This is a genomic window from Herbidospora galbida, from assembly GCF_005233835.1.
In the GTDB taxonomy this organism is placed as follows: Bacteria; Actinomycetota; Actinomycetes; order Streptosporangiales; family Streptosporangiaceae; genus Herbidospora; species Herbidospora galbida.
In genome coordinates, this window is the sequence record NZ_SZQA01000051.1 from 16,808 (window position 1) to 42,196 (window position 25,389).

At 70.8% G+C, this 25,389-nt stretch carries 26 protein-coding genes; 12 read left to right on the forward strand and 14 right to left on the reverse strand.

The annotated features are described in order from the left end of the window. Nucleotides 1-59 precede the first annotated feature (59 nt). Nucleotides 60-1,313, reverse strand: a complete 1,254-nt coding sequence (locus FDA94_RS34635) for an FAD-binding oxidoreductase (protein WP_137251279.1) — start codon at nt 1,311-1,313, stop codon at nt 60-62. An 81-nt stretch (nt 1,314-1,394) separates the two neighbouring features. On the opposite strand from FDA94_RS34635, the gene FDA94_RS34640 reads away from it, so the two are divergent. Next, nucleotides 1,395-4,646: an ATP-binding protein gene (locus FDA94_RS34640; RefSeq protein WP_137251280.1), complete on the forward strand. Its 3,252-nt coding sequence runs from the start codon at nt 1,395-1,397 to the stop codon at nt 4,644-4,646. Here the strand turns inward: FDA94_RS34640 and FDA94_RS34645 are convergent. From FDA94_RS34645 to ctaC, 4 genes are all read right to left on the reverse strand, one after another. Beyond that, on the reverse strand, nt 4,643-5,707 hold the full coding sequence (locus FDA94_RS34645) for a L,D-transpeptidase (RefSeq protein WP_246060316.1): 1,065 nt from the start codon (nt 5,705-5,707) through the stop codon (nt 4,643-4,645). The two genes, FDA94_RS34640 and FDA94_RS34645, sit on opposite strands and share 4 nt — an antisense overlap. A gap of 249 nt (nt 5,708-5,956) precedes the next feature. Further along, nucleotides 5,957-6,352, reverse strand: a complete 396-nt coding sequence (locus FDA94_RS34650; protein ID WP_062342447.1) for a cytochrome c oxidase subunit 4 — start codon at nt 6,350-6,352, stop codon at nt 5,957-5,959. Next, entirely contained in the window at nt 6,349-7,998 is a 1,650-nt protein-coding gene (gene ctaD, locus FDA94_RS34655) for an aa3-type cytochrome oxidase subunit I (RefSeq protein WP_425460193.1), read from the reverse strand. Before ctaD ends, FDA94_RS34650 begins: the two co-directional genes overlap by 4 nt. A gap of 23 nt (nt 7,999-8,021) precedes the next feature. Further along, nucleotides 8,022-8,789 (reverse strand): aa3-type cytochrome oxidase subunit II, encoded by a 768-nt coding sequence (gene ctaC, locus FDA94_RS34660; RefSeq protein ID WP_246060317.1) that lies wholly within the window; start codon nt 8,787-8,789, stop codon nt 8,022-8,024. A 239-nt stretch (nt 8,790-9,028) separates the two neighbouring features. Between ctaC and FDA94_RS34665 the strand changes: the two genes are divergently transcribed. Both FDA94_RS34665 and FDA94_RS34670 read left to right on the forward strand, forming a co-directional pair. Next, complete coding sequence (locus tag FDA94_RS34665) at nt 9,029-10,162, forward strand: cysteine desulfurase family protein (protein WP_137251284.1); 1,134 nt, start codon at nt 9,029-9,031, stop codon at nt 10,160-10,162. After that, nucleotides 10,162-10,452 (forward strand): sulfurtransferase TusA family protein, encoded by a 291-nt coding sequence (locus FDA94_RS34670; protein WP_425460194.1) that lies wholly within the window; start codon nt 10,162-10,164, stop codon nt 10,450-10,452. The genes FDA94_RS34665 and FDA94_RS34670 overlap by 1 nt, the downstream gene beginning before the upstream one ends. 37 nt (nt 10,453-10,489) lie before the next feature. Here FDA94_RS34670 and FDA94_RS34675 read toward each other — a convergent pair whose 3' ends face one another. Further along, nucleotides 10,490-11,476, reverse strand: coding sequence for a carbohydrate kinase family protein (locus FDA94_RS34675; protein ID WP_137251285.1), 987 nt, complete (start codon nt 11,474-11,476; stop codon nt 10,490-10,492). Between the two features lie 144 nt (nt 11,477-11,620). Next, on the reverse strand, nt 11,621-11,974 hold the full coding sequence (locus FDA94_RS34680) for a HesB/IscA family protein (protein ID WP_030450477.1): 354 nt from the start codon (nt 11,972-11,974) through the stop codon (nt 11,621-11,623). A 160-nt stretch (nt 11,975-12,134) separates the two neighbouring features. On the opposite strand from FDA94_RS34680, the gene nadA reads away from it, so the two are divergent. Then, nucleotides 12,135-13,289 (forward strand): quinolinate synthase NadA, encoded by a 1,155-nt coding sequence (nadA, locus tag FDA94_RS34685; RefSeq protein WP_137251286.1) that lies wholly within the window; start codon nt 12,135-12,137, stop codon nt 13,287-13,289. A 3-nt stretch (nt 13,290-13,292) separates the two neighbouring features. Here nadA and FDA94_RS34690 read toward each other — a convergent pair whose 3' ends face one another. The 6 genes from FDA94_RS34690 to FDA94_RS34715 are packed head-to-tail and all read right to left on the reverse strand — an operon-like array spanning nt 13,293 to nt 17,337. Then, nucleotides 13,293-14,006 (reverse strand): SIMPL domain-containing protein, encoded by a 714-nt coding sequence (locus FDA94_RS34690; RefSeq protein WP_137251287.1) that lies wholly within the window; start codon nt 14,004-14,006, stop codon nt 13,293-13,295. A gap of 56 nt (nt 14,007-14,062) precedes the next feature. Beyond that, nucleotides 14,063-14,800, reverse strand: coding sequence for a maleylpyruvate isomerase family mycothiol-dependent enzyme (locus FDA94_RS34695; RefSeq protein ID WP_137251288.1), 738 nt, complete (start codon nt 14,798-14,800; stop codon nt 14,063-14,065). A gap of 18 nt (nt 14,801-14,818) precedes the next feature. After that, nucleotides 14,819-15,367 (reverse strand): PspA-associated protein PspAB, encoded by a 549-nt coding sequence (gene pspAB, locus FDA94_RS34700; protein ID WP_137251289.1) that lies wholly within the window; start codon nt 15,365-15,367, stop codon nt 14,819-14,821. Next, on the reverse strand, nt 15,367-16,260 hold the full coding sequence (htpX, locus tag FDA94_RS34705) for a zinc metalloprotease HtpX (RefSeq protein ID WP_281286680.1): 894 nt from the start codon (nt 16,258-16,260) through the stop codon (nt 15,367-15,369). Before htpX ends, pspAB begins: the two co-directional genes overlap by 1 nt. A 4-nt stretch (nt 16,261-16,264) precedes the next feature. Continuing rightward, entirely contained in the window at nt 16,265-16,543 is a 279-nt protein-coding gene (gene pspAA, locus FDA94_RS34710) for a PspA-associated protein PspAA (RefSeq protein ID WP_062342430.1), read from the reverse strand. Next, on the reverse strand, nt 16,543-17,337 hold the full coding sequence (locus FDA94_RS34715; protein WP_083949962.1) for a PspA/IM30 family protein: 795 nt from the start codon (nt 17,335-17,337) through the stop codon (nt 16,543-16,545). The genes pspAA and FDA94_RS34715 overlap by 1 nt, the downstream gene beginning before the upstream one ends. Nucleotides 17,338-17,548: 211 nt before the next feature. On the opposite strand from FDA94_RS34715, the gene FDA94_RS34720 reads away from it, so the two are divergent. Then, nucleotides 17,549-18,109: a DUF3043 domain-containing protein gene (locus FDA94_RS34720; RefSeq protein ID WP_246060320.1), complete on the forward strand. Its 561-nt coding sequence runs from the start codon at nt 17,549-17,551 to the stop codon at nt 18,107-18,109. A 30-nt stretch (nt 18,110-18,139) separates the two neighbouring features. Then, a complete protein-coding gene (locus FDA94_RS34725; RefSeq protein ID WP_137251291.1) occupies nt 18,140-19,144 on the forward strand; it encodes an aldo/keto reductase family protein in 1,005 nt (334 codons plus the stop codon). 34 nt (nt 19,145-19,178) lie between these two features. Here the strand turns inward: FDA94_RS34725 and FDA94_RS34730 are convergent, their stop codons facing one another. Next, complete coding sequence (locus tag FDA94_RS34730) at nt 19,179-19,388, reverse strand: hypothetical protein (protein WP_081898196.1); 210 nt, start codon at nt 19,386-19,388, stop codon at nt 19,179-19,181. Between the two features lie 117 nt (nt 19,389-19,505). Between FDA94_RS34730 and FDA94_RS34735 the strand changes: the two genes are divergently transcribed. The 6 genes from FDA94_RS34735 to FDA94_RS34760 all read left to right on the forward strand — a co-directional run. Further along, nucleotides 19,506-20,162, forward strand: a complete 657-nt coding sequence (locus tag FDA94_RS34735; RefSeq protein ID WP_137251292.1) for an SCO2322 family protein — start codon at nt 19,506-19,508, stop codon at nt 20,160-20,162. Between the two features lie 80 nt (nt 20,163-20,242). Continuing rightward, complete coding sequence (locus FDA94_RS34740) at nt 20,243-21,214, forward strand: bifunctional adenosylcobinamide kinase/adenosylcobinamide-phosphate guanylyltransferase (protein ID WP_137251293.1); 972 nt, start codon at nt 20,243-20,245, stop codon at nt 21,212-21,214. Then, nucleotides 21,211-21,987 carry an adenosylcobinamide-GDP ribazoletransferase gene (locus FDA94_RS34745; RefSeq protein ID WP_246060321.1) on the forward strand — a complete coding sequence of 259 codons (777 nt, stop codon included), beginning with the start codon at nt 21,211-21,213 and terminating at the stop codon, nt 21,985-21,987. The genes FDA94_RS34740 and FDA94_RS34745 overlap by 4 nt, the downstream gene beginning before the upstream one ends. 37 nt (nt 21,988-22,024) lie before the next feature. Continuing rightward, nucleotides 22,025-23,551 carry a leucyl aminopeptidase gene (locus FDA94_RS34750; RefSeq protein ID WP_137251294.1) on the forward strand — a complete coding sequence of 509 codons (1,527 nt, stop codon included), beginning with the start codon at nt 22,025-22,027 and terminating at the stop codon, nt 23,549-23,551. A gap of 67 nt (nt 23,552-23,618) precedes the next feature. Then, nucleotides 23,619-25,001, forward strand: a complete 1,383-nt coding sequence (lpdA, locus tag FDA94_RS34755) for a dihydrolipoyl dehydrogenase (protein WP_137251295.1) — start codon at nt 23,619-23,621, stop codon at nt 24,999-25,001. A gap of 29 nt (nt 25,002-25,030) precedes the next feature. Then, on the forward strand, nt 25,031-25,389 hold a 359-nt coding region (locus FDA94_RS34760), incomplete at its 3' end, for a biotin/lipoyl-containing protein (protein ID WP_342778561.1).

Below are 25,389 nucleotides of genomic sequence, written 5' to 3' on the forward strand. Positions count from 1 at the left end.
ACTTGATTTAAATGGCTATTCCACGATTTCGTCCATAAAGATGTAGTTGGAACTCCTTATTAACGGGGAGCCGTGTGACCAATGCGAAAGAGGTTTCCCGGATCGACGTTTCTCCTGATCTCGGCCAGCCGCCGCCGTGTCGCCTCCGGCCAGGCCCGCCCGGTCGTCGTCAGGTCCGAGCCGTGCATGTTGATCAGCGACCCGCCCGTCGACCACGGCGCCAGCGCCCCCACGACCGCCCCGGGATCGCTCCCCGGCAGCCCGATCGCCAGCACGTTGAACGCCCCGTCCCGCCCGCCGACCGCGTTCGGTTCCTTCGGCTCCCGCCCCAGCGCCCCGCCCAGGTGCCGGATCTCCACCACCGGGATCGGCAGCTCGACCGAGGGCCCGGCGACCGCCAGCAGGGCCTCCACCGTCTCCGGCGTCAGCTCGCGCAGCAGAGTGCTGCGTTCGACGGCCGGCATCGGGTCGGTCGGGTCGTTGTGGACGCGGTCGAGCTGCGTGTACGGCAGCTCCCCCACCCCGCCGAGCACCGGCTCGGCCACCCCGAGCATCGGGGCCAGGAGAGCCTCCTGGGGCTCCACCGAAGCCACCCGCAGGTGGGCCACGAACTGCCCGCGCAGCGGCGGGGGCAGCTGGGGCAGCGGCGGCAGGCGCAGGAAGGCGAGCGAGGTGGTCAGCGTCTCGGGCAGGCCCGGCGCCCAGCGCTGGTAGGCCCGCAGCACGGCCGGGGCGTCGGCGGCGGCGTAGTAGAAGCCGCCGCCCCACACGGTGGCCAGCGGGAACAGGTCGACCGTCAGCGAGGTCACCACGCCGAAGCCGCTCTTGCCGCCGCGCAGCGCCCAGAACAGGTCGGGCTCGCTGCCGGGGTCGGCGATCCTGACCGCGCCGTCGGGGGTCACGACGGTCAGCGACCGGACGTGGTCGGCCGCGAAGCCGTAGGAGCGGGCCAGCGGGCCGATGCCGCCGCCCAGGGTGAAGCCGACGGCGCCGACCCCGGAAGCCGAGCCGCACAGGGGCGCGAGCCCGAAGGGGGCCGCCGCCCGGACGACCTCGGCCCACGTGCAGCCGGCGCCGATGGTCGCGGTGCGCTCCTCGGGGTCGATCGACAGGGAGCGCATCCGGGAGGTGAGGATCAGGACCGCGCCGTCGGCGGCCTGGACGGCTCCGTGGCCGGTCGCCTGGACGGCCACGGGCAGGTCGCGGGCGGCCGCGTGGGCGAGGGCCTCCGCGACGTCGGCGGCGGTCTCCGCCTCGGCCACGAGGGCGGGGTGGTGGCGGACCGCGAGGTTGAATCTGGAGATCTCGTTCATGGGAGAGGTTGTCCCATGGTGTCCTCGTATGCGGCTGAGGCGGCATCCTAGTGTGGTCCTAGTCAACGGGGAGGAACGGCGATGCGGCACGACTTCCGGGTCCTCGGGCCCGTGGAGGTCCTCAGCGAGGGGCGGCCGGTCGACCTCGGCCCGCGCAAGCAGCGGGCGGTCATGGCGTTGCTGCTGACCCACGCCCCGAGGGTCGTGGCGCTCGACCAGATCATCGACGCCCTCTGGCAGGACGAGCCGCCCTCCAGTGCGACCGGAACGCTCCAGGCGTACATCTTCCAGCTCCGCAAGGCCCTGGAGCCCGAGAGGAGCCCGCGCACCCCGGCGCGGACCCTGCGCACCCGCGAACCCGGCTACCTTCTCGACGTCGAGCCCGACCAGATCGACTCCCACCGGTTCCTGCGGGCCATGGAGCAGGCCGAGGCGGCCCCTCCCGACCAGGTCGAGAAGGTCCTCACCCCCGCGCTGGCGCTGTGGCGCGGGGAGCCGTACACGGGGCTGCAGGACGAGGAGTACCTGCGGCCGACCATCGCCCATCTGAACGAGGCCCGGCTGACGGCGCTGACCACCCGGGCCGAGGCGCGGCTGGCCCTCGGTCGCGCGGCCGAGGTGGCGCTGGAGGTCGAGCGGCTGCTGGAGACGGCGCCGTACCGGGAAGGGCTCTGGTCGCTGCTCATCCGGGCGCTCTACACCGACCGGCGGCAGGCCGACGCGCTGGCCGCCTACCAGCGCTGCCGGACGCTGCTCGACGAGGAGCTCGGGCTGCTGCCGGGCCCGGAGCTGCGGGCTTTGGAGCAGGCCGTGCTGCGGCAGGAGGAGCTGCCGGCCTCCCGGGTCGCCGTGGTCGCCGCGCCCGCGCCCGCCCAGGTCGAGACGCCCCGGTTCGTCGGCCGGGCGGCCCAGCTGCGGCGCGTCCACGACCGTGTCGCCGACGCCGTCAAGGGCTCCGGCGGGGTGCTGCTGATCGGCGGAGAGGCGGGCATCGGGAAGACCACCCTGGCCGAGGCCGCCGCCGGGCACGCGTCCCGGCAGGGGTTCACCACCGCGTGGAGCCGCTGCGCCGAGGACGCCCCCGCCTTCTGGCCGTGGATCCAGGCCCTGCGGCTGCTCGACCCGCCCATGGCCGAACGCCTGTCGGCCCCCGGCGAGGCCGCCGACCCCGACGCCGCCCGCTTCCTGCTGCACGACGCGGTCGCCCGCGCCCTCGAACGGCGCGCCGCGCGGGGCCCGGTCATGATCGTGCTGGAGGACGCCCACTGGGCCGACGCGGCCACCCTGAAGCTCCTCACGTTCCTCGGCGCCGACCTGCACCGGGTCCCGCTCCTGGTGGTCGTGACGGTACGCCACCACGACGCCCCCCAGCCCGTCGACGTGTTCGCCGAACTCGCCCGCCAGCGCGGCACCGAACGCCTCACGGTCGGCCCGCTGACCACCTCCGACGTCGCCGACTACCTCGACGGCCGCGACCCGGGCCTGCGCGAGCACGTGGCCGTGCTCCACGACCGGACCGGCGGCAACCCCTTCTACCTGGGCGAACTGCTGCGCCTGGCGGCCTCGACCCGGTCGGCCGACATCGCGGCCCTGCCCGTACCGGACGGAGTGCGAGACGTCATCGCGCAGCGCGTCTCACGCCTGCCCGAGGAGACCCAGGCACTGCTGCGGACCGCGTCGGTGGCCGGCCGGGACGTCGACTCCGACGTGCTGGCCGGCGCCGCCGGCATCGACCCGGCGCGGCTGCTCCTGCTGCTCGAACCGGCCGTCGCGACCGGCCTGCTCGTCGAGCTCGACGGCGGCTGGGACTACCGCTTCTCCCACGCGCTGGTCCAGGAGTCCCTGTACGGCGAACTCACCCGCCTCCAGCGCGCCCGGCTGCACGGCAAGATCGGCGAGGCGGCCGAGTCGTTCGGCGGCGGCGACCTCGACCGCGTCCCGGTGCTGGCCCACCACTTCGCCCAGGCCGCCCGCGTCGGCCACGCCGACAAGGCCGTGAGCTACGCCGTGAAGGCCGCCGAGCAGGCCGCCGCGGGTCTGGCCTACGACGAGGCGGTGCGCTACTGGGAGCTCGCGCTGGCCTCCCACGGCCCGGCGGGCACCTCCCGCCGCTGCCGCCTGCTGATCGAGCTCGGCCGGGCCCGGCGCATCACGGGGGACGTGCTGGGCGCCCGCGCGCCCCTCGACGAGGCGGTCGACCTGGCCACCCGCCTGGGCGAGGACGACATGGCGATCGAGGCCACCAGCGTCTTCGGCGGCGTCACGCTGTGGAACTGGTGGTCCTACGGCGTGGTCAACCCGCGCATGGTGAACGTGCTGCGCGACCAGCTGGGCCGGCTGCCCGCCGACGACCTGGCCCGCCGCGCGGCCCTGCTCGGCACCCTCGCCGTGGAGCTCTACTACGGCCCGCGCGCCGAGGGCCTGGCCTGCGCCGCCGAGGCGGTCGCCCTGGCCCGCCGGACCGGCGACCCGCAACTGCTGGCCCGGACCCTGAACAACTACGTCATCGCGGCCTGGTCACCCGAGCACGACGCCGAGCGGTTCGCCGCGGCGGCCGAGATCCTCACCCTGCCCGGCCTGCCCAAGCTGACCGAGGTCATCTCCCGCCTGCACCGCATGCAGGGCCTGATGCAGGACGGCGCGATCGCCGAGTACGACGCCGAGCTGGCCCGCTGCCTGCGGCTGACCGAGGAGCTGCGGATCCCCGAGATCACCGCTCAGGTCAACTACGCCGCCTCGGGCCGCGCCGTGCTCGACGGCGACTGGGCCGAGGCCCGGCGGTACAGTTCGCTGGCCGGCGAGTGGTACCGCCGCACCAGCCTGTGGGGTCCCGACGTCGTCGACCTGATGAGCGAGTTCTACATCGACTGGTCGCGGAACGCGGTGCCGCCCGCCCTGGTCACCACGCTGGTGGAGCGGGCGGAAGACCCGTCAGACCGGCTGCTGCGCCCCACGGCGATCCTGGCCCTGTGGGAGTCGGGCGACCAGACGAGGGCCAAGGAACTGCTCGGCCGCTGGGGCGTCACCCTGGAACGCGACTGGGCCTGGCAGTTCTCCGCCTGGCAGTGGGCCCTGGTCGCCGCCCGGCTCGGCCGCCCGGCCCCCGAGGAGATGCTGGCGGCCCTGCTGCCGGTCGCCGGCCAGATCGCCACCCTCGGGACCGGCTGCGTCTCGTGGGGCTCGATCCACGAGGCCGTCTCGGGCCTGTACGAGGCCCTCGGCGACCTGGGCCGCGCCCGCGACCACGCGCGGGAGGCGGCCCGGGTGCACCGCAGGCTGGCCGTCCCCCACCTGGAGCGCCGCAGCGCGGCGCTCCTGGAGCGGCTCGGTTAGACCATCGGGTCGGTCGTGGCGTCGCGCAGGCGGCTCCACTTCAGCCAGTCCTTCCACTTCGGCTGCCAGTGGCCCCAGCCGTTGGTGGGCTCAAGCTGGCGCGGCGAGCCGGTGAGGATGATCGGGTCGCCGATCAGGGTCTCGTCCTTGTACCACTGCGCGTTGGACGGGCTGATGTTCACGCAGCCGTGGCTGACGTTGGAGTTGCCCTGCGAGCCGACCGACCAGGGCGCGCCGTGGACGTACTCGCCGCTGTTGGAGATGCGGACGGTGTCGTAGACGGTCTGCTGGTAGTAGCCCGCCTGGCCGGGACCCGCGTCGGGCGAGGTCATGACCGTGACGTCCTCACGCGACATGGCCAGGTGGATGCCGCTGGTGGTGTGGTACTTCCACACGCCGCCCTTGCCGGCGCTGAACGGGATGGTCCGGATGACCTTGCCGTCGCGGATCACGTCCATCGTGTGCTTGCTGATGTCTCCCTTGGTGATCTGGGAGCGGCCGATCGTGAAGTCGCGGACGACGTCCTTGCCGCCGTAGAGGCCGGTGTCGCCGCGTACGCCGGCCATCCGGGCGGTGACCCGGACCTTGGTCCGGGGCGGCCAGAACTTCTTGGGCCGGTAGGCGATCGTCTTGTCGTCGAACCAGTGCCACGCGCCCTCGACCGGCTTGGACGCCTGCACGAGCAGGTTGCGCTCGATCGACACCCGGTCCTTCACCGGCGTGTTGAAGCTGATCATGATCGGCATGCCGACGCCGACCGTCAGGCCGGTGTAGTCCTTGTTCGGCAGCAGCGTGTCGATCTCGAACGTCTTTGTGGCGGTCAGCGTGGAGAACGAGCTGCTCCCCCGCGCCGACCCGGCCGTGGCCGCGACCGTGTAGTGGGTGCCCGGCATCATCGGCCGCACGCTGCGCCACATCGTGCGGTCGGCGCTGTAGACGCCCTCGACCGCCTTGCCGCCCTCGGCCGTGACGGCGACCGACCCCAGCGGGGCGCCGGACGCGTAGATCTTGATGGGGAGCTCCGGCGGCAGGTTCGTGGCCCCGTTGGTCGGAAAGATCATGACGGCTTCAGCCGCCTTCTGCTGGGTCGCGTCCTCCCCTGCTGTGGCGGTAGTGGCACAACCGGTCACCATCAGTAGGGCCAACGCCCCCGCACCACGACTTCGCACGCGGATCTCCCCCCGGGTCACCTTGATCACTATCTCTGAGTTATTACCCGATTACGGGGAGTTCGGTCGCACGACACTCCTTTCGAAGGCAAAGAAAAAGTCCCGGCCCGCCCAAGGCGAACCGGGACCAAGCTGCGGGAACTAGTGCGAGAAGTGCCCGCGGTAGTACTGGAAGACGAACCCGATCGTGCTCATGATCACCGCGAAGACGCCGATGATGAAGAGCCACCAGCCGATGACGAACCCGAAGAACGTCAGCGCGGCCGACAGGCACACGAACAGCGGCCACCACGAGTGGGGGCTGAAGAAGCCCAGCTCACCCGCGCCGTCACTGATCTCGGCCTCCTTGTCGTCCTCCGGCTGCTCGCCGATGCGACGGGCCGTGAAGAGCAGGTAGTAGCCGATCATGAAGGCGAGGCCCACCGAGATCGCCATCGCGGTGGTGCCGGTCACCTCCTTGGACCAGAACCAGTAGACGATGTCGGCAGCGGCGAAGAACGCGCCGGTGAGGATGAACATCCATCCCTGGACCTTCACGACTTGACCTCCTCGATCTCCGGCTGGGCCTGACCAGGCGTGATGTGCGGGTACTTGAGATCGAACGCCGGGCGCTCAGACCGGATGCGGGGCAGCCGGTGGAAGTTGTGCCGCGGCGGCGGGCAGGAGGTCGCCCACTCGAGCGAACCGGCGTAGCCCCACGGGTCGTCGACCGTGACCTTGGGCGCGTTGCGCCAGGTCGTCCAGACGTTCCAGAGGAACGGCAGGGTGGACGCGCCGAGCAGGAAGGCGCCGACCGAGCTGATCATGTTCAGGTCGGTGAAGCCGTCGACCGCCGCGTAGTCGGCGTAGCGGCGCGGGAAGCCGATGACACCCAGCCAGTGCTGGACCAGGAACGTCAGGTGGAAGCCGAAGAACAGGGTCCAGAAGTGCAGCTTGCCGATCTTGTCGTTCAGCATCTTCCCGGTGAACTTCGGCCACCAGAAATAGAAGCCGGCGAACATCGCGAACACGACCGTGCCGAACACCACGTAGTGGAAGTGGGCCACCACGAAGTAGGAGTCGGAGATCGAGAAGTCGAGCGGCGGCGAGGCCAGGATGACGCCGGTCAGGCCACCGAAGAGGAAGGTGACCAGGAAGCCCACCGCGAAGAGCATCGGCGTCTCGAAACTGAGATGCCCTCGCCACATCGTGCCGATCCAGTTGAAGAACTTCACGCCCGTCGGTACGGCGATGAGGAACGTCATGAACGAGAAGAACGGCAGCAGCACCTGGCCGGTGACGAACATGTGGTGCGCCCACACCGTCACCGAGAGGCCCGCGATGGCGATGGTCGCGCCGACCAGGCCGATGTAGCCGAAGATCGGCTTGCGGCTGAAGACCGGCAGGACCTCGGTGATGATGCCGAAGAACGGCAGGGCGATGATGTAGACCTCGGGATGGCCGAAGAACCAGAACAGGTGCTGCCACAGCATCGCGCCGCCGTTGGCGGCGTCGAAGACGTGGGCGCCGAGCTTCCGGTCGGCCTCCAGCACCAGCAGCGCCGCCGCCAGCACCGGGAAGGCCAGCAGCACCAGGATGCTGGTGAGCAGGATGTTCCAGGTGAAGATCGGCATGCGGAACATCGTCATGCCGGGCGCGCGCATGCAGATGATCGTGGTGATGAAGTTGACCGCGCCGAGGATGGTGCCCAGGCCCGACAGCGCCAGGCCCATGATCCACAGGTCACCGCCGATGCCCGGCGAGGTGACCGCGTTCGACAGCGGCGCGTAGGCGGTCCAGCCGAAGGCGGCCGCGCCGCCGGGCGTGAAGAAGCCGCCGACGGCGATGATGCTGCCGAACAGGTAGAGCCAGTAGCTCACCATGTTCAGACGCGGGAACGCCACGTCGGGGGCGCCGATCTGGAGCGGCATCAGCTCGTTGGCGAAGCCCGCGAACAGCGGGGTCGCGAACATCAGCAGCATGATCGTGCCGTGCATGGTGAACAGCTGGTTGAACTGCTCGTTCGAGACGACCTGCATGCCCGGCTGGGCCAGCTCGGCGCGCATGACCAGAGCCATGACGCCGCCGATGAGGAAGAACACGAACGAGGTCATCAGGTAGAGATGACCGATGATCTTGTGGTCGGTCGTCGTCAGCCACTTCACGACGACGGAACCCTTGCGGTAGGGCGGCCGCGGTGGGATCGCCCCGCCTTCGGCGTGCGCGGTCACTGTGCGCCTCCCGCGGCGGACTGGGTGGTCATGTACTGGTCGAACTCCGCCTGGGGAACCAGCTTGACCGAGAACAACATCTTGCTGTGGTCGACGCCGCACAGCTCGGCGCACCGTCCGAAGAACACCCCGGTCTTGTCGAGGGTGTCGAGCTCGAACTTGTTGTGCACGCCCGGGATGACGTCCTGCTTGAAGAGGAACGCCGGCACCCAGAACGAGTGGATGACGTCGGGCGACTCGAGGGCGAACTCGACCTTGGTGCCGACCGGCAGCACCAGCTGCGGGCCCTGCGGGTTGGTCGTGCTCTGCTTGGACAGGTCGACCGGGACGCCGGCCACCGTCGCCGTCTTGCCCTGGGCCTCGGTGGTGAAGCGCCAGCTCCACTGGTAGCCCTCGACCTTGACCTTCACCGGGGCGGTGCCGGAGACCTTGATGATCTCGGTCTCGTCGCGCGCGGTGAAGTAGAAGAAGACCGCCACCATGACCAGCGGGACGAGCGTGTAGAGCATCTCGATCGGCAGGTTGTACCGCACCTGGGGCGGCAGCTGCTGGTCGGAGTTCTTGCGCCGGCGGTGGAACAGCACCGACCACACGATCAGGCCGAAGACGACGACGAACGTCGCGAAGGCGGCCACCCACGAGCCCAGCCACAGGTCGAGCATCAGGTTGCCCTGCCGCGTCTGCGGCTCAGGCTGGGCCAGCCGGGACCACTGATCGGCTGCCTCTGAACTACACGCCGACGCGGACGCGACCAGAACCGCCACACCGGCGAGACTGGGCAGCCGGCGGCGGGCCAACGATCGCCGTGTCGTACGGCGGGTCGGACTCACGGATCGCCTACCCCACACTTGAAGCCCATGGGGCACACCCCTGGGCGGTTTTCGAGGATTCCACACAGCCGGGGGAATCTTCTCCCCCGCTTTACTTGATTCACTTCAATGCCGAGACACTTTAGCGCGGACCGGCACCGGTCCTCGTTCCAGCCCCCGTTAATGTCCTCACTGTGGCGTACCTCGATGCGGCATCGACCGAGCCCCTCCACCCAGCGGCCCGCGAAGCCCTGCTCGCGGCCCTCGACGTGGGGTGGGCCGACCCCGCCCGGCTCTACGGTTCGGCCCGGCGGGCGCGGCTGCTGCTCGACCAGGCCCGGGCCGAGATCGCCGAGGTGCTGGGCGCGCGGCCCGACGAGCTGTCGTTCACCACGTCGGGCACGCAGGCCGTCCACCTGGGCGTCCTCGGCGCGCTGCAGGGCCGTCGGCGGGCCGGGCGCCACCTGGTGGTGAGCGCGGTCGAGCATTCGAGCGTGCTGCACGCGGCGGGCGTCCACGAGGGTGCCGGTGGCAGCGTACAGACCGTCGGCGTGGCGCTCTCCGGGCGGGTCGACCTGCCCGCCTTCGCCGGGGCGGTGGCCGCCGAAGGGGTCGCGGCAGCGGCGCTCCAGACGGCCAACCACGAGGTGGGGACACTCCAGCCGGTGGCCGAGGCGGCCGAGGCGTGCCGGGCGGCGGGGGTGCCGCTGGTGGTCGACGCGGCCCAGTCGGCCGGGCGGCTGCCGATCCCGCCGGGCTGGTCGGTGCTGGCGGCCAGCGCCCACAAGTGGGGCGGGCCGGCCGGGGTCGGGGTGCTGGCGGTCCGCAAGGGCACCCGCTGGCGCTCGCCCTACCCGGAGGACGAACGCGAGTTGCGCCGGGTGCCGGGCTACGAGAACGTGCCCGCCGTGGTCGCCGCCGCCGCGGCGCTGCGCGCCCGCGCGGCCGAGTCGGCGGCCGAGAACGCCCGCCTGTCGGCGCTGGTCGACCGGATCCGCGCCGAGGTCCCGCGCCGGGTCCCCGACGTCGAGGTGATCGGTGATCCGGTCGACCGCCTCCCCCATCTGGTGACCTTCTCGTGTCTGTACGTCGACGGCGAGGCGCTCCTGACCGAACTCGACAAGGCCGGTTTCGCCGTCTCGTCAGGAAGTTCGTGTACGGCGAGTACGCTTCGTCCATCACACGTACTGGAGGCGATGGGCGTGCTTACGCATGGAAACGTCCGGGTATCGCTGCCCCGTGGGATTCCCGAAGACGATGTCGACCGGTTCCTCACCGTTCTCCCCGACATCGTGCGTCGCGTCCGCCAGCGTCTGGGGGTGCAGTGATCTGGCGTAAGAAGTCGCCCGAGCCGCCTGCCGAAGCGCCTGCGCCGGTGGTGGTGCCGCCGGCCGCGCTGACCATCGACGCGCTGGGCCGCAAGTGCCCGATACCGATCATCATGCTGGCCGAGCGCGTCGGCGAGGTGCCCGTGGGGGCGGTGATCTCGGTGCTGGCCGACGACCCGGCCGCCTTCACCGACATCCCGGCCTGGTGCCGCCTGAAGTCGCACCAGCACGTCGAGAGCTACGAGCTGCCCCAGGGCGGCTGGGCGATCCACGTACGCCGGCAGTACTGAAAAAGGCCGCCCACGAGGGCGGCCTTTCGCGTGCGGACTACGGGCGCAGGCAGCGCAGGTGGGCGCCGATCTCGGCGGCGGCTTCCTTGCCGTAGCAGGCGCCGAAGCGCTCGAGGAAGTCGGCCTGGCCGAGCTCGTATTCCTGACCGCCGACGCGCTCGAGCACGTGGGTGGCGGTGAGGTTGCCGATCTGGGCGCAGCGCTCCAGGCTCAGGCCCCAGGTCAGGCCCGCGAGGAAGCCCGAGCGGAACGCGTCGCCGACGCCGGTCGGGTCGGCCTTGCCGCGCTCGGGGGCCGGGGAGACGTGGATCGAGGGCTCGCCCTTGCGGTCGATGCGCGACCCCTTGGGGCCGAGGGTGGTGACCCGCACGCCGACGCGGTCGAGGACCTCTTCGTCGGACCAGCCGGTCTTCTGCTCGATGAGCCCCTTCTCGTAGTCGTTGGAGAAGAGGTAGGCCGCGCCGTCGATCAGCTCGCGGATCTGCTCACCGGGCATGCGGGCGAGCTGCTGGGAGATGTCGGCGGCGAAGGGGATGCCGCGCGACTTGCTCTCGGCGGTGTGGCGCAGCATGGCGTCGGGGTCGTTGGGGCCGACCAGCACGAGGTCGAGGCCGCCGACGCGGGCCGCGATCGGGCCGAGTTCGATGTTCCGGGCCTCGGCCATCGCGCCGGTGTAGAACGACGCGATCTGGTTGTGGTCCTGGTCGGTGGTGCACAGGAACCGGGCGGTGTGGTGGAGCTCGGAGATGTGGACGGAGTCGCAGTCGACGCCGTGGCGCTCCAGCCAGGACCGGTAGTCGGCGAAGTCGTCGCCGACCGCGCCCACGAGGATCGGCCGCAGCCCCAGGCCGCCCATGCCGAACGCGATGTTGCCCGCGCAGCCGCCCCGCCGGATCTCCAGCTCGTCGACGAGGAACGACAGCGACACGCGGTCGAGCTGCTCGGCGATCAGCTGGTCGCCGAAGCGGCCGGGGAACGTCATCAGATGGTCGGTCGCGATGGAGCCGGTGACGGCGATGCGCACGGGGTGATCTCCTCGTTGTCAGCAGCGCGTGGAAGCCCGCCGGATCGCGAGCCCCGCAAGAATACGCGATATTCAGGCTGACCCGGGACATGGCGAGACACCCGCGCGCCCGAGCAGGGTGCGCGGGTGTCTCGCCGGGCGCTCCTAGTTGAAGGAGTCGCCGCAGGCGCAGGAACCCGTGGCGTTCGGGTTGTCGATCGTGAAGCCCGACTTCTCGATCGTGTCGACGAAGTCGACGGTCGCACCGATCAGGTAGGGGGCGCTCATCCGGTCGGTCACGACCGAGACGCCGCCGAAGTCGGAGACAACGTCGCCGTCCATCGAGCGGTCGTCGAAATAGAGCTGGTAACGGAGGCCGGAACAGCCCCCCGGCTGCACGGCGACACGGAGGTGGAGACCCTCCTCGCCCTGCTGCTCCAGCAGGCTGCTGACCTTGGCGGCGGCCGCGTCAGTCAGGATCAGGCCCTGCTTCGTGGTCTCGCTGCTCTCAACCGACATCTTGGTGACTCCCAGCGTCTGTATCTGACGTCCTTCTAGAACGTTAGCAACACGTTGGCGCTGTCCCTACATTCCCGGTCCGGACACCCCAGGGGAATACCTCCCAAAGCGGATGTGTAATTATTAGTCGTCAGTTCGACGATAAGTCCCCGAAGGGGGTGTGGTCGTGACGACCACGAGTCTTCCGCTCTTCGTCCTCGGGCAGGGCGTCGACCCGCACAGTGAGCGCGGTGTCGACTGTCCCGGTGAGCTGCCCCCCGCCTCCGACCCGGCGCTGGTGGCGCGGGCCCGCAAGGCCAAGGAGGCGCTCGGCGACCGGCTGTTCGTGCTGGGCCACCACTACCAGCGGGACGAGGTCATCCAGTTCGCCGACGTGACGGGCGACTCCTTCAAGCTGGCCCGCGAGGCGGCGGCCCGGCCCGAGGCCGAGTTCATCGTGTTCTGCGGCGTCCACTTCATGGCCGAGTCGGCCGACATCCTGACCTCCGAGCGGCAGAAGGTGATTCTGCCCGACCTGGCCGCCGGGTGCTCCATGGCCGACATGGCCACCTTCGACCAGGTCGAGGAGGCCTGGGAGGTGCTGGAGGACGCCGGGATCGCCGGGGTCACGGTGCCGGTGACGTACATGAACAGCAGCGCCGACATCAAGGCGTTCTGCGGGCGGCACGGCGGCGCGGTGTGCACCTCGTCCAACGCCAAGAGGGCCCTCGACTGGGCCTTCGAGCAGGGCGAGAAGGTGCTCTTCCTGCCCGACCAGCACCTCGGCCGCAACACCGCCGTGCTGGAGATGGGCCTGAGCCTGGACGACTGCGTCGTCTACAACCCGCACCGCCCGAACGGCGGCCTGACGGACGAGCAGCTCAGGAACGCCAAGATGATCCTCTGGCGCGGCCACTGCTCGGTGCACGGCCGCTTCACCGCCGAGAACGTCGACGACGTGCGGGCCCGCGTCCCCGGCGTGAACGTGCTGGTGCACCCCGAGTGCCGCCACGAGGTGGTCACCAAGGCCGACTACGTGGGGTCGACCGAATACATCATCAAGCAGCTGGAGGCGGCCCCGGCCGGCTCGACCTGGGCCGTGGGCACCGAGCTCAACCTGGTGCGGCGGCTGGGGACGATGTTCCCCGACAAGACGGTCATGTTCCTGGAGAAGACCGTCTGCTACTGCTCGACGATGAACCGCATCGACCTGCCCCACCTGGTGCGCTCGCTGGAGTCGCTGGCGGCGGGACAGGTCGTGAACCAGATCACGGTCGACCCCGAGACCACCCACTGGGCCAAGGTCGCGCTCGACCGGATGCTGGCGCTGCCGTGACGGCTAGCGGAGCTCGAAGACGACCCTGACATTGACGCCCACCGACTGGCGGCCCGGCGAGATCGACTTGTCGGCCGCCATCAGGTGGACGCCCTCGAACGGGATCGGGGCGCGCCCCTCGCCGTCTTCGCTGACGTTCAGCACCCGGCCCAGCCTGCGGCCGGTCAGCTTGGCGTACTGCCTGGCCTTGGCCTCGGCGTCCTTGTAGGCGGCGTCGCGGGCGGCGGCCAGCGCGGCCTTCGGGTCGCCGATCTCGAAGGAGACGCCGTTCAGGCGGGCCTCCTCCCCCGCGGCGGCCACCGCGTCGACCACCCGGTCGGCGTCGTCGAGGTCGCGGACGAGCACCTCGACGCCCTGCCCGGCGCGGTAGCCGGAGACCTTCGGGTAGTCGTCGTATTCGGGGCCGAGGGAGATCTCGCTGGTGCGCAGGTCGTCTTCGTCGACGCCGGCGGCGAGCAGGGCGGTGCGGAGGGTCGCGGCGGCCTTGCGGGCGTCGCCGAACGCGGCCCCGGCCGTCGCGCGGCGGACCTCGACGCCGGCCTGGAGGCGCATGCGGTCGGGGGCCGCCGAGACGGCGCCGTTGCCGGTGACGGTGATCTTCGCGTCGTCTGCCACGACCCCGGCATACCCGGCCGGGGTGGCGGCGAACGCCGCCGGGGTGGTCAGCAGTCCGGCGGCGAGGAAGGCGGCCGCGGTCGCGTACCTGATGGTGATCATGGGCGCGATCCCATCACCGGCCCGGCCCGCGCGGCCCGCGCGCCACGCGTCCTTGGTCACATCGTGGAGTTGTCGGCCCACCGCTTGAGCAGGGCGGCGTCGCCCTCGACGGAGTAGTCGCCGTAGCCGCGCCGGCCCCACATCAGCAGCAGGATGTCGGCCGCCGTGGAGGTGCGGACGGTGACCTCGCCGGGCATCGCGGACGGCTCGTAGGTGTAGCCGTCGGGGTAGAGGGTGACCAGGAAGCCCACTCCGGTGTCGGACTGCCACGACAGGCGCTCGCCGTCGCCGGTCAGGTCGCGGGGCTTCCAGTCGGCGTAGGGGAGGTTGTCGAGCAGCTCGCTCACCCCGTCTGCGGCCACGGCCTCGTCGATCTGCGGGGTGTGGCCGAGGGCGATGGCGGCGTCGGCGCCGTGGACGGCGTTCTCGCAGAGCTGGCGGCGGGCCCACCAGACCACGGGGCGGGGACCGGACCACGTCCAGACGACCGTCGACGGGTCGTGGGCCAGCAGGCCCTTGCGCAGCGGTTCGGCCCCGGCCGCGAACCAGTCGGCGTAGCCGGCGTCGTCGGAGGGCAGGCCCAGGTCGATAGACGCCCGGTCGAGCCGCTCCTGACGGGCCTCGCCCGCCACCACGGCCGCCCTGCGATGGGTGCTGCCGGTGTGCTCGACCAGGTCGCGCAGGCTCCAGCCGGGGCAGGTCGGCACGGGCCTGGCCAGGTCGTGACCTCGGATGGCGTCGGCCATGCGGGTGATCTGCGCGGCGACGGCGTCGGCGTACTCCAGTCGGTCCACTGGCTCCCCTGTCCTCGGCTACAGTCCGGGCGCTCCCCACACCGCGAACCAGCGGGACAGGTCGGCCTCGATGGGCAGGTCGCCCGCGAGCGTGCCGCGCGCCTGCAGTTCCAGGGCGTTGTCGCGCCGCTGGCCCGGCAGAGGGGCGAACGGGTAGAACGTGCCCTGCTTGTAGAGATATACCAGGGCGAGCCGCCGCCCGGCGGGGTCGGCGAAGACGACCGTCGTGCACAGCAGCGAGGAGCCGAACCCGGCGGCCTCCAGGCTGGAGTTGGCCCCGTGGAGATTGGTCACCAGCGACGAGACCTCGTCGTCGCGCACGGTCAGCCACGTGAAGCCGTAGTCGTCCTGGGTGATCTCGGGGGTACCGACGAGAGCCCGTACGTCGTCCTGAAGCCGCGCGAACGCGGCCCCCTCGGCGGCCCGGAAGCAGACCGAGCCCACCCCGGCCGGCCCGAACGCGGTCGCGACCTGCAGCGTCACCGCGGCCGACGGCAGCGCGAAGAGCGCGTCGAGATCGGGCCTGGCCTGTTTCGACCGGCCCAGGAGCGCGTCGAACCAGCCCATCAGGCCTCCCTGCCGAGTTCCCCGGAGATCCGGGCGAGCTGTTCGAGCCGCTTCTCCAGCGGCGGGTGGGTGGCGAACAGCGCCGCCACGCTCGCCCGGTTCAGCGCGGGCGCGAAGTAGAACGCGTTGAACGACTGCGCCTCGCGCAGGTCGCGCGTCGGGATGCGGGCGATCTCGCCGGAGACCTTGGTCAGGGCGCTGGCCAGCGCGGACGGACGCTGGGTGAGATAGGCCCCGGCCCGGTCGGCGGCCAGTTCGCGGTAGCGCGACAGCAGCCGGGTCAGCACGAAGCTGACGCAGTAGACGATCGTGGAGACCAGCACGATGATCAGGCCGATCGGCAGGCCGCCCTGGTTGTCGCGGTTGCGGCCGAGGCCGGTGTACAGGGCGAAGCGGGTCATCAGCCCGGCCACCACGCCGAGGAACGAGGCGATCGTCATCACCGCGACGTCGCGGTGGGCCACATGGGACATCTCGTGGGCCAGGACGCCCTCGAGCTCGGGCGGGTCGAGCCGCCGGAGCAGGCCGGTCGTCACGCAGACGACGGAGTTCTTCTGGTTGCGCCCGGTGGCGAACGCGTTGGGCAGGTCGCTGTCGGCGACGGCCACGCGGGGCTTGGGCATGTCGGCCAGGGCGCTCAGGCGGTCGATCACGGCGTGGAGCTCGGGGGCCTCCTGTGGCGAGACCTCTCTGCCGCCCATCGCGTACAACGCGATCTTGTCGGAGAAGAAGTACTGCACCAGCAGGAAGCCCGCGGCGATGACCAGGACGACGACCGCCCGCGCCCCGACGGCGATGAGCACCGCCATGAACACGACGTAGAGCAGGCCGAGCAGGAACATGGTCAGGACCATGCGGCGGGTCAGCCCGGAGTCGGGCCTGAACCGGGACACGGCGCTAACCCGGGATGAGCCCCTGGTCGCCCAGCATCTCCCGGACCTCGTCGATCGAGGCGTCCGCGGGGGGCAGAATCAGCTCAGACGGTTCAAGGGCATCGTCCGCGAGGGGCTTCCCGACATGGCGAACCTTGTCGAGGAGCGCGTGCAGCGCGGAACGGAACGTGGTCTCGTCGTCGGCCTCGATGGCCGACTCGAGTTCGGTGTCGAGGGCGTTGAGCACGCCGAGATCGCCGTCGGCGATCTGGACCTGCCCCTCACCCATGATTCGGACGATCACTACTGTGCCTCCCCCGGCTGACGGTATTGCTGGGTGTGCTGGGGCTGCGGCTGAGCGGCCGGCTGCCCCTGCTCGATGGCGCTCTTCGGCGCCGGGCCCTGCCCCAGCTCGGCCTTCATGCGGGCCAGCTCCAGCTCGACGTCGCCCCCGGCGCCCATGCGGTCGAGCTCGGACTGGATGTCGTCGCGCTGCCCGGTGTAGTCGTCGAGCGCGCCGCTGGCCAGCAGTTCGTCGATGGCGCCCGCGCGGGCCTGCATCTGGGCCGTCTTGTCTTCGGCTCGCTGGATCGCCAGGCCGACGTCGCCCATCTCCTCGGAGATGCCGGAGAAGGCCTCGTTGATCCGGGTCTGCGCCTCGGCGGCGGTGTAGGTGGCCTTGATCGTCTCCTTCCGGGTGCGGAAGGCGTCGACCTTGGACTGGAGACGCTGGCTCGCGAGCGTCAGCTTCTCCTCTTCACCCTGCAGGTTGTTGTACTGGATGCGCAGGTCGGCCACCTGGGCCTGAATGGCGGTGCGGCGCGAGAGGGCGTCGCGCGCCAGGTCTTCGCGACCGGCGGCCAGGGCGCTCTTCGCCTGCGACTCACGCTTGGCGGCCTCGGCCTCGGCCTGGTTGATCTGCAATTCGACCCGCTTGCGGCTGGTCGCCACGTCGGCCACGCCGCGGCGTACCTTCTGGAGCAACTCGAGCTGGCGCTGATATGAGTAGTCCAGGGTTTCCCGCGGATCCTCCATTTTGTCCAGGGCCTTGTTGGCCTTGGACCTGAAGATCATGGAAAGTCTCTTCATCACGCTCATGCGCGTCGGCCGTCCCCTTCTTAGGTTGTGCGTGGGTAACCCCAGCCGTTTCAAGCTCCGCAAAGGCGGCCAAGGCCGCCTGGGTTCACCCTACGCATAACGCACGGGGGCGTCACTAAGTTGCACTCCCGGTACGCTGGACAACGTGTTCCGACGTCGTACCCAGACCACCACGGACGCTACCCCCGTCCCTGATGTTGATCCTAAGCCTGTGACGACCCCGGCGAAGGGCCGTCCGACGCCGAAGCGCGCGGAGGCCCAGGGGCGCCGGCGGTCACCTGTCACCGCTCCGAAGAACCGCAAAGAGGCCTATCGCCAGGCCCGGGAGCGTGACCGGTTGCTCCGCGACAAGGCCCGAGAGGGCATGATGCGCGGTGAAGACCGGTATCTCCCGGCCCGTGACCGGGGCCCGGTGCGGAAGTTCGCCCGCGACTTCGTCGACGCCCGGCGGCTTCCGGGGCAGTACTTCCTGCCCGCGGTGCTGGTCATCATGCTGCTGTCGATGATCCCGTTCCCGATCGAGATCCGGCGCTGGGTGCTGACCGTCTACACGATGTCGCTGCCGGTGGTGCTGGTGCTCGTGGTCGGCAGCTCCTTCTACGTCGCGGGCAAGGTCAAGAAGCTCGCGGCCGCCCGGTTCCCCGACGAAGACCTCAAGGGCGTCGGCTTCTACGCCGCCATGCGGTCGTCGCAGATCCGGCGGCTGCGGTTCCCGAAGCCGACCGTCCAGCCGGGTGGCGCACCGGTTCCCGACAGCTCCCCCAAGAAGTAGAACTTCATTCTGGTTGTCTAGAGTTGGCCCATGGAATTCCGCCATTTGGGCCGAAGTGGCCTCGTCATCAGCGAGATCAGCTATGGCAACTGGATCACCCACGGCTCCCAGGTCGAAGAGGAGGCCGCCCGCGCTTGCGTGAAGGCCGCCCTCGACGAGGGCATCACGACCTTCGACACCGCCGACGTCTACGCGGGCACCCGCGCGGAGGAGGTGCTGGGCCGCGCCCTCCAGGGCGTCCGCCGGGAGTCGCTGGAGATCTTCACGAAGGTCTACTGGCCGACCGGGCAGGGCCGCAACGACCGGGGCCTGTCGCGTAAGCACATCATGGAGTCGATCAACGGCTCCCTGCGCCGCCTGCAGACCGACTACGTCGACCTCTACCAGGCCCACCGCTACGACCACGAGACCCCGCTCGAGGAGACGCTGCGGGCCTTCGACGACATCGTGCGGCAGGGCAAGGCGCTCTACATCGGCGTCAGCGAGTGGACCGCCGACCAGATCGCCGCCGCGCTGAAGCTGGCCGACGAGATGGGCTTCGACCGCATCGTCTCCAACCAGCCGCAGTACTCCGCGCTGTGGCGGGTCATCGAGGGCGAGGTCGTGCCGCTGTCCGAGAAGGAGGGCATCGGCCAGATCGTGTTCTCGCCGATCGCCCAGGGCGTGCTGACCGGCAAGTACCTGCCCGGCCAGGCGCCGCCCGAGGGCTCGCGGGCGCTCGACCCCAGCGGCGGCAACTTCATCAAGCGGATGCTCGACGACGACCTGCTGACCCGCGTCCAGGAGCTCAAGCCGGTGGCCGCCGACCTGGGGCTGTCGATGGCCCAGTTCGCGGTGGCGTGGGTGCTGCAGAACTCGAACGTGTCGTCGGCGATCATCGGCGCCTCGCGGCCCGAGCAGGTGCGCGACAACGTCAAGGCGGCCGGGGTCAAGCTGGGCGCCGACGTCATGAAGAAGGTCGACGACATCCTCGGCCCGGTCGTCGAGCGCGACCCCTCCCTCACGAGTACCAACGCTCCCAAGAAACGCCCCTGAAAACAAAAGGCCCGCCATTATCGGCGGGCCTTTTTCATTCCTGTGGACGCAATGACATTCCCTGGTATTCAACCCGGTCGCCGTCGAGCAGGGTCACCTGTTCGACCCCGGATTCCAGCAGGTCACGCCAGCTTTCTCCGAGCCACGACTCCGCGTCGGCCTGACTGGGAAATACCTCGCGCGACAAATCGGCGGCGGATACCTCACCACCATTAGCGTTTTCATAACGCCAGCGCCATGTCATGCCTATGCTCCTGTTCGCGGCCGGTCGTTCCCTCAAGGGGAAATCCGAAGGGTGCCTGGGAACCCTATCTCCCCGAGATCTCCCCGAGCGTCATCACCCGAGCACGGAGGCCATTCCATGCTGCCCTCACACCTGCCCAAACTACTGATCCGCGTCATACTCGGCGCGCTGGCCCTGGCCGCGGTCTCGGCGTTCGCGCCCCAGCCGGGGCCCGACACCCCCCGCCAGTGGACCTTCTGGCAGAGCGACGGCCTCGCCTGGCTCGCGCCGGAGACCGGCGCGGTGCCGGAAGACGGTTCGGTCATCGGCTGGCGCTTCGGCGTCTCCCCCGACGGCGCCGGCACCGACTCGCCCCGCGAGGTCCCCCTCTTCGACGACGTCTGCGGCACGCAGGCCGCGACCTCGGGCCAGAAGCGCGTCGTCCTGGCGGTCGACTTCGGCGACGGCGAGGTCGACGCCTACCCCGGCGACACCCCGCCCCAGAGCACCGTGACCTGTGTCGTCGCCCCCTCGGCGGCGACGTCACTCCAGCTGCTCTCGTCGGAGACGACCCGGCCCCGGGTCGACGACACCGGCAACGTCCTGGCCGTCAGCGGCTACCCGGCCAAGAACAACGCGACCGGCAGGGAACTCCCGATCAGCCGGGCCGCCGGCGCACCGTCGGCTCCCGCGCCGGAGGAGGGCGGCGCTCCCGTCCTGCTCGTCGCGGGGGGCGTGGTCGCGGTCGCGGCGGGGGTGGGCGTCTTCCTCCTCCTGCGCCGCCGGTCGGGCTGAGTCCCGCGCACGGCGACCGCCGTCCGGCCCCTTAGGGTTTCCGGGCGGCGGTCCGGCCGTGCGGATGAGGGGAGACGGGGTTGAAGGTCGAGCTGAGCGGGACCGGCGGGCCTGGGGGGTGGCCGTCCGACGGGTGCGCCTCGTGCCGGTCGGTGCGGCGGGAACGCCGGCCGCTGTCCGTGGTCGTCGACGACAACGCCCCCCTCGACGGCTACGAGCTCACCCGTACCGACGACGGAGACATCGTCGTCGGGCCCGACGGGGGCAGCCTGCTGTTCGCCAACGGGCCCGGCGGGACGGGTCCCGGGCCGGCGTTCGACCTGGTGCTGATCGATCTGCTCGACGACCCCTTCCGGCTCGGGGCGCTGCGCGGGCGGGGCCTGGTGAACCGGGCGACCCAGGTGGTGGCCGTCGGGCTCGACCACCGGGTCAGGTCGGAGGCCGAGCTCGACCGGCGGCTGGCCTACTGGGGCGCGGCGCAGGTGCCCGACGGAACGGTGCTGCGGACCTCCGACCGGGCGGCCCACGACCCGGCGGGTCCCCACCGGACGATCGTGCTGGGCGGGACCCGCTCGGGGAAGTCGGAGGAGGCGGAGACGCGCCTGGCCGGGGAACCGGACGTCCTCTACGTCGCCACCGGCGACACGGAGGGAGACGCGGCCTGGACCGACCGGATCGCCGCCCACCGGAACCGCCGCCCGGCCCACTGGCGGACCCGGGAGACGCGCGACCTGGAAGACGTGCTGACGGCCGAGACCGGCGCGGTCCTCATCGACGGGCTGGGCACCTGGCTGGCGGGCGTCTTCGACGACCTCGGCGCCTGGGAGGACCCGGGCCGCGTCCGTGGCTCCTGCGACGGGCTGGTCGCGGCCTGGCGGGCGACCCGGGCACGGGTGGTCCTGGTCAGCGACGAGGTGGGCCTGGGCGTGGTGCCCGGCCACGCCTCGGGACGGATCTTCCGCGACGCCCTCGGCGAGCTGAACCGCCGCCTCGCCGACGAGTCGGAGGAGGCGGCCCTGGTCGTCGCGGGCCGCGTCACCCCGCTGCCGTGAAGGAGCGCCTTCGCGAGTGGGGGAACGCCTGGTGGCTGGCGGTCTCCCTGCTGAGCGTGTTACCGGTCCCCCGGCATTCGCCGGTCGGCCCGCGCGTCGCCGGGCGGGCGATGGCGCTCGCGCCGCTCGTCGGGGTGCTGCTCGGGGTGATCGCGGCGCTCGTCTTCCAGGGCGCTTCGTGGCTCGGGCTCGGGCCGGTGACGGCGGGGCTGCTCGCCGTCGGGACGCTCGCCGTGCTGACCCGGGCGCTGCACCTCGACGGGCTCGCCGACCTGGCCGACGGCCTCGGCAGCCGGAAGGGAGCGCCCGAGGCGCTGGCGATCATGAAGCGGTCCGACATCGGGCCCTTCGGGGTGGTCGCGTTGATCTTCTGCGTGGGACTCCAGGTCAGCGCGCTGAGCGAGGTGGGGCCCCACGCTCTGTGGACGTTGCCCGTGGCCGTCGCGACCGGAAGGCTGGCCGTCACGTGGGCGTGCACGCCCTTTTTCCGGGCAGCGAGAGAGGAGGGGCTGGGCAGCCTCGTCGCGGGAACAGTGCGGGCGCCGGAGGCGTTGGCGTCTACTGGCACCTTGGTGATCGTCGCTATGATCGCGTTTCGCGACGTTCCGGTGCTGGTCAGCGCGGTGCCAATCGGGCTGGCCGTCGCCTGGGTCATCCTCGCCACCGCCGTTCGGCGGCTCGGGGGGATCACGGGGGATGTGCTCGGGGCGCTCGCCGAGGTCGCGACCGCGGCGTGCTTGCTCGCCGGCGCGGTGACGTTCACCGGCCCGTAAACATCCCCCAACCTATTGGTAGGACGAACCCGAGTTTATGAGTACGGAGAAAGCACAGCTAGCATCGGCTCACGTGACCACAGTGCGCGTCAATGCATCTGACACGGTCTCCATAGAGACCGATGCCCTCGTTATCGGCATCCACGCCACCCCGCAGGGCCCACAGGCCGCGTCCGGGGCCGCCGGGCTCGATCAGGCCCTCGGCGGACGGCTCGCCGCCACGCTGACCGCGATGGGTTTCGCGGGCAAGCCCGAGGAGATCGCCAAGTTCCCCACGTTCGGCGCGATCCCGGCGCCGCTCGTCGTGGCGGTGGGGCTCGGCGCCCCGCCCGCCGACGGCGAGTCCCTGGAACTGGAGACCCTCCGCCGCGCCGCGGGCGCCGCCGCCCGCGCGCTGGCCGGCACGGCGTCGGCCGCCGTCGCGCTGCCCGCCACCACGACCGAAGAGGTCGAGGCGGTGGCCATCGGCAGCCTCCTGGGGGCCTACGTCTTCAGCCGCTACCAGACCAACGGGCAGCAGAAGGCGCCGCTGGCCGAGGTGGAGCTGGTCACCTCCGCCCCCGAGGCCGAGAGCGCCATCCGGCGCGCCGCCACGCTGGCCGACTCGGTCACGCTGGTCCGCGACCTGGTGAACACCCCGCCGTCCGACCTGTGGCCGGCCCGGTTCGCCGAGATCACCGAGGAGATCGGCGGCAAGAACGGGCTGACCGTCGAGGTGCTCGACGAGGTCGCGCTGAAGGACAACGGCTACGGCGGCATCGTCGGCGTGGGCCAGGGCTCGTCCCGGCCGCCCAGGCTGGTCCGGGTGGCCTACTCCCACCCGGAGGCCGCCAAGACGATCGCGTTCGTCGGCAAGGGAATCACGTTCGACTCCGGCGGGTTGTCACTCAAGCCGTCCGCGTCGATGGACTGGATGAAGTCCGACATGGGCGGCGCGGCCGCCGTGCTCGGAGCCCTGCTGGCGGTCTCCCGCCTCGGGCTCCACGTCAACGCCGTCGGCTACCTGTGCCTGGCCGAGAACATGCCCTCGGGCACCGCCCAGCGGCCCTCCGACGTGCTCCACACCTACAGCGGCAAGACCGTCGAGGTCCTCGACACGGACGCGGAGGGACGCCTGGTGCTCATCGACGGCATCGCCCGCGCCGCCGAGGACTCGCCCGACCTGATCGTCGACGTCGCCACGCTGACCGGCGCCCAGATCGTCGCCCTCGGGTGGCGTACGGCCGGGGTCATGACCAACGACGACGACCTGCGCGGCGCCGTGGTCGAGATGGCCGGGGCGCAGGGCGAGAGCGTGTGGGGCATGCCCCTGCCCGCCGAGCTGCGCAAGGGGCTCGACTCGCAGGTGGCCGACATCGCCAACCTCCACCCCGAGCGGTGGGGCGGCATGCTGGCGGCGGGCGTGTTCCTGCGCGAGTTCGTCCCCGAAGGGGTTGACTGGGCCCACATCGACATGGCGGGACCGGCCTTCAACAAGGGCGAGCCCTACGGTTACACCCCCAAGGGCGGCACCGGAGCCATCACCCGCACGCTCGTCGCCATCGCCGAGCGCTATGCGGGCTGAGCGCACGATCATCAAAGACAAGTGAAAAGATGCCGTACCACGGCAGTATTCATTAGGGAGCTTTCCAGTGGCTGAAGGCAGCGGCCCCTTCGACATCGTTGTCCTAGGCGGCGGTAGCGGCGGCTACGCCTGCGCCCTGCGGGCGGCCGAGCTCGGCAAGAGCGTCGTTCTCATCGAGAAGGCCAAGGTGGGCGGCACGTGCCTCCATCAGGGGTGCATCCCCACCAAGGCGCTGCTGCACGCCGCGGAGCTGGCCGACCAGGCGCGTGAAGGCGAGTCCTTCGGCGTGAAGACCCGCTTCGACGGGATCGACGTGCCGGGCGTCCTCGCCTACAAGGACAAGGTGATCAGCGGGCTCTGGAAGGGCCTGCAGGGTCTCATCAAGAGCAAGAAGATCACCGTGGTCGAGGGCGAGGGCCGGCTCACCGGTCCCAACCAGGTCACCGTCAACGGCGAGGTCTACACCGGGCGCAACGTGGTGCTCGGCACCGGCTCGGTGCCGAAGTCGCTGCCCGGCCTCGACATCGACGGCCAGCGGGTCATCACCAGCGACCACGCCCTGGTCCTCGACCGGGTGCCGTCGTCGGTGATCATCCTGGGCGGCGGCGTCATCGGCGTCGAGTTCGCCAGCGTGTGGCGCTCCTTCGGCGCCGAGGTGACCATCGTCGAGGCGCTGCCCCACCTGCTCCCGCTGGAAGACGAGTCCAACTCCAAGCTGCTGGAGCGGGCCTTCCGCCGTCGCGGCATCAAGTACGAACTCGGTCAGCGCTTCGAGAGCGTCAAGACCACCGACACCGGGGTCGTCGTCACCCTGGAGGGCGGCAAGACCCTCGACGCCGAACTCATGCTGGTGGCCGTCGGGCGTGGCCCGGTCTCGGCCGGGCTCGGCTACGAGGAGCAGGGGATCTCGGTCGACCGGGGCTACGTCCTGGTCAACGAGTTCTGCCAGACCAGCGTCCCGGGCGTCTACGCCGTGGGCGACCTCATCCCCACGCTGCAGCTGGCCCACGTCGGCTTCGCCGAGGGCATCCTGGTCGCCGAGCACATCGCGGGCCTGCCGGTCGTGCCGATCGACTACGACGGCGTGCCGCGCATCACCTACTCCGAGCCCGAGGTCGCCTCGGTCGGCATCAGCGCCGCCACCGCCCGGGAGCGCGGCCACGACATCGTCGAGCTGAGCTACAACCTCGCGGGCAACGGCCGCAGCAAGATCCTGCAGACCCAGGGCGAGGTCAAGGTCGTCGCCGAGAAGGACGGCGGCCGGGTGCTGGGCGTCCACATGGTCGGCGCCAGGGTCGGCGAGCTCATCGCCGAGGCGCAGCTCATCTACAACTGGGAGGCGACGGCGGGCGACGTGGCGCAGCTCATCCACCCGCACCCGACGCAGTCCGAGGCCCTCGGCGAGGCCATGCTGGCCCTGGCCGGCAAGCCCCTCCACGTCCACAACTAACTGCCCTCTAAGGAAGACGAAGACTCACCATGCCTGTCTCCGTAACCATGCCCCAGCTCGGCGAGAGCGTGACCGAGGGCACCGTCACCCGCTGGTTGAAGTCGGAGGGCGACCACGTCGAGGCCGACGAGCCGCTGCTTGAGGTGTCGACCGACAAGGTCGACACCGAGATCCCCTCGCCCTCGGCCGGGTACCTGACGAAGATCCTGGTCTCCGAGGACGAAACGGTCGAGGTCGGCGCCGAGCTCGCCGTCATCGACGCCAACGCCGCCAACGGCGGTGCGCCGGCCGCGCAGGAGGAGCCGCCCGCCGCGGCTCCCGAGCCGGAACCGGAGCCCGAGCCGGAGCCCGAGCCCGTCCAGGCCGCCGCCCCCGAGCCCGCCGTACT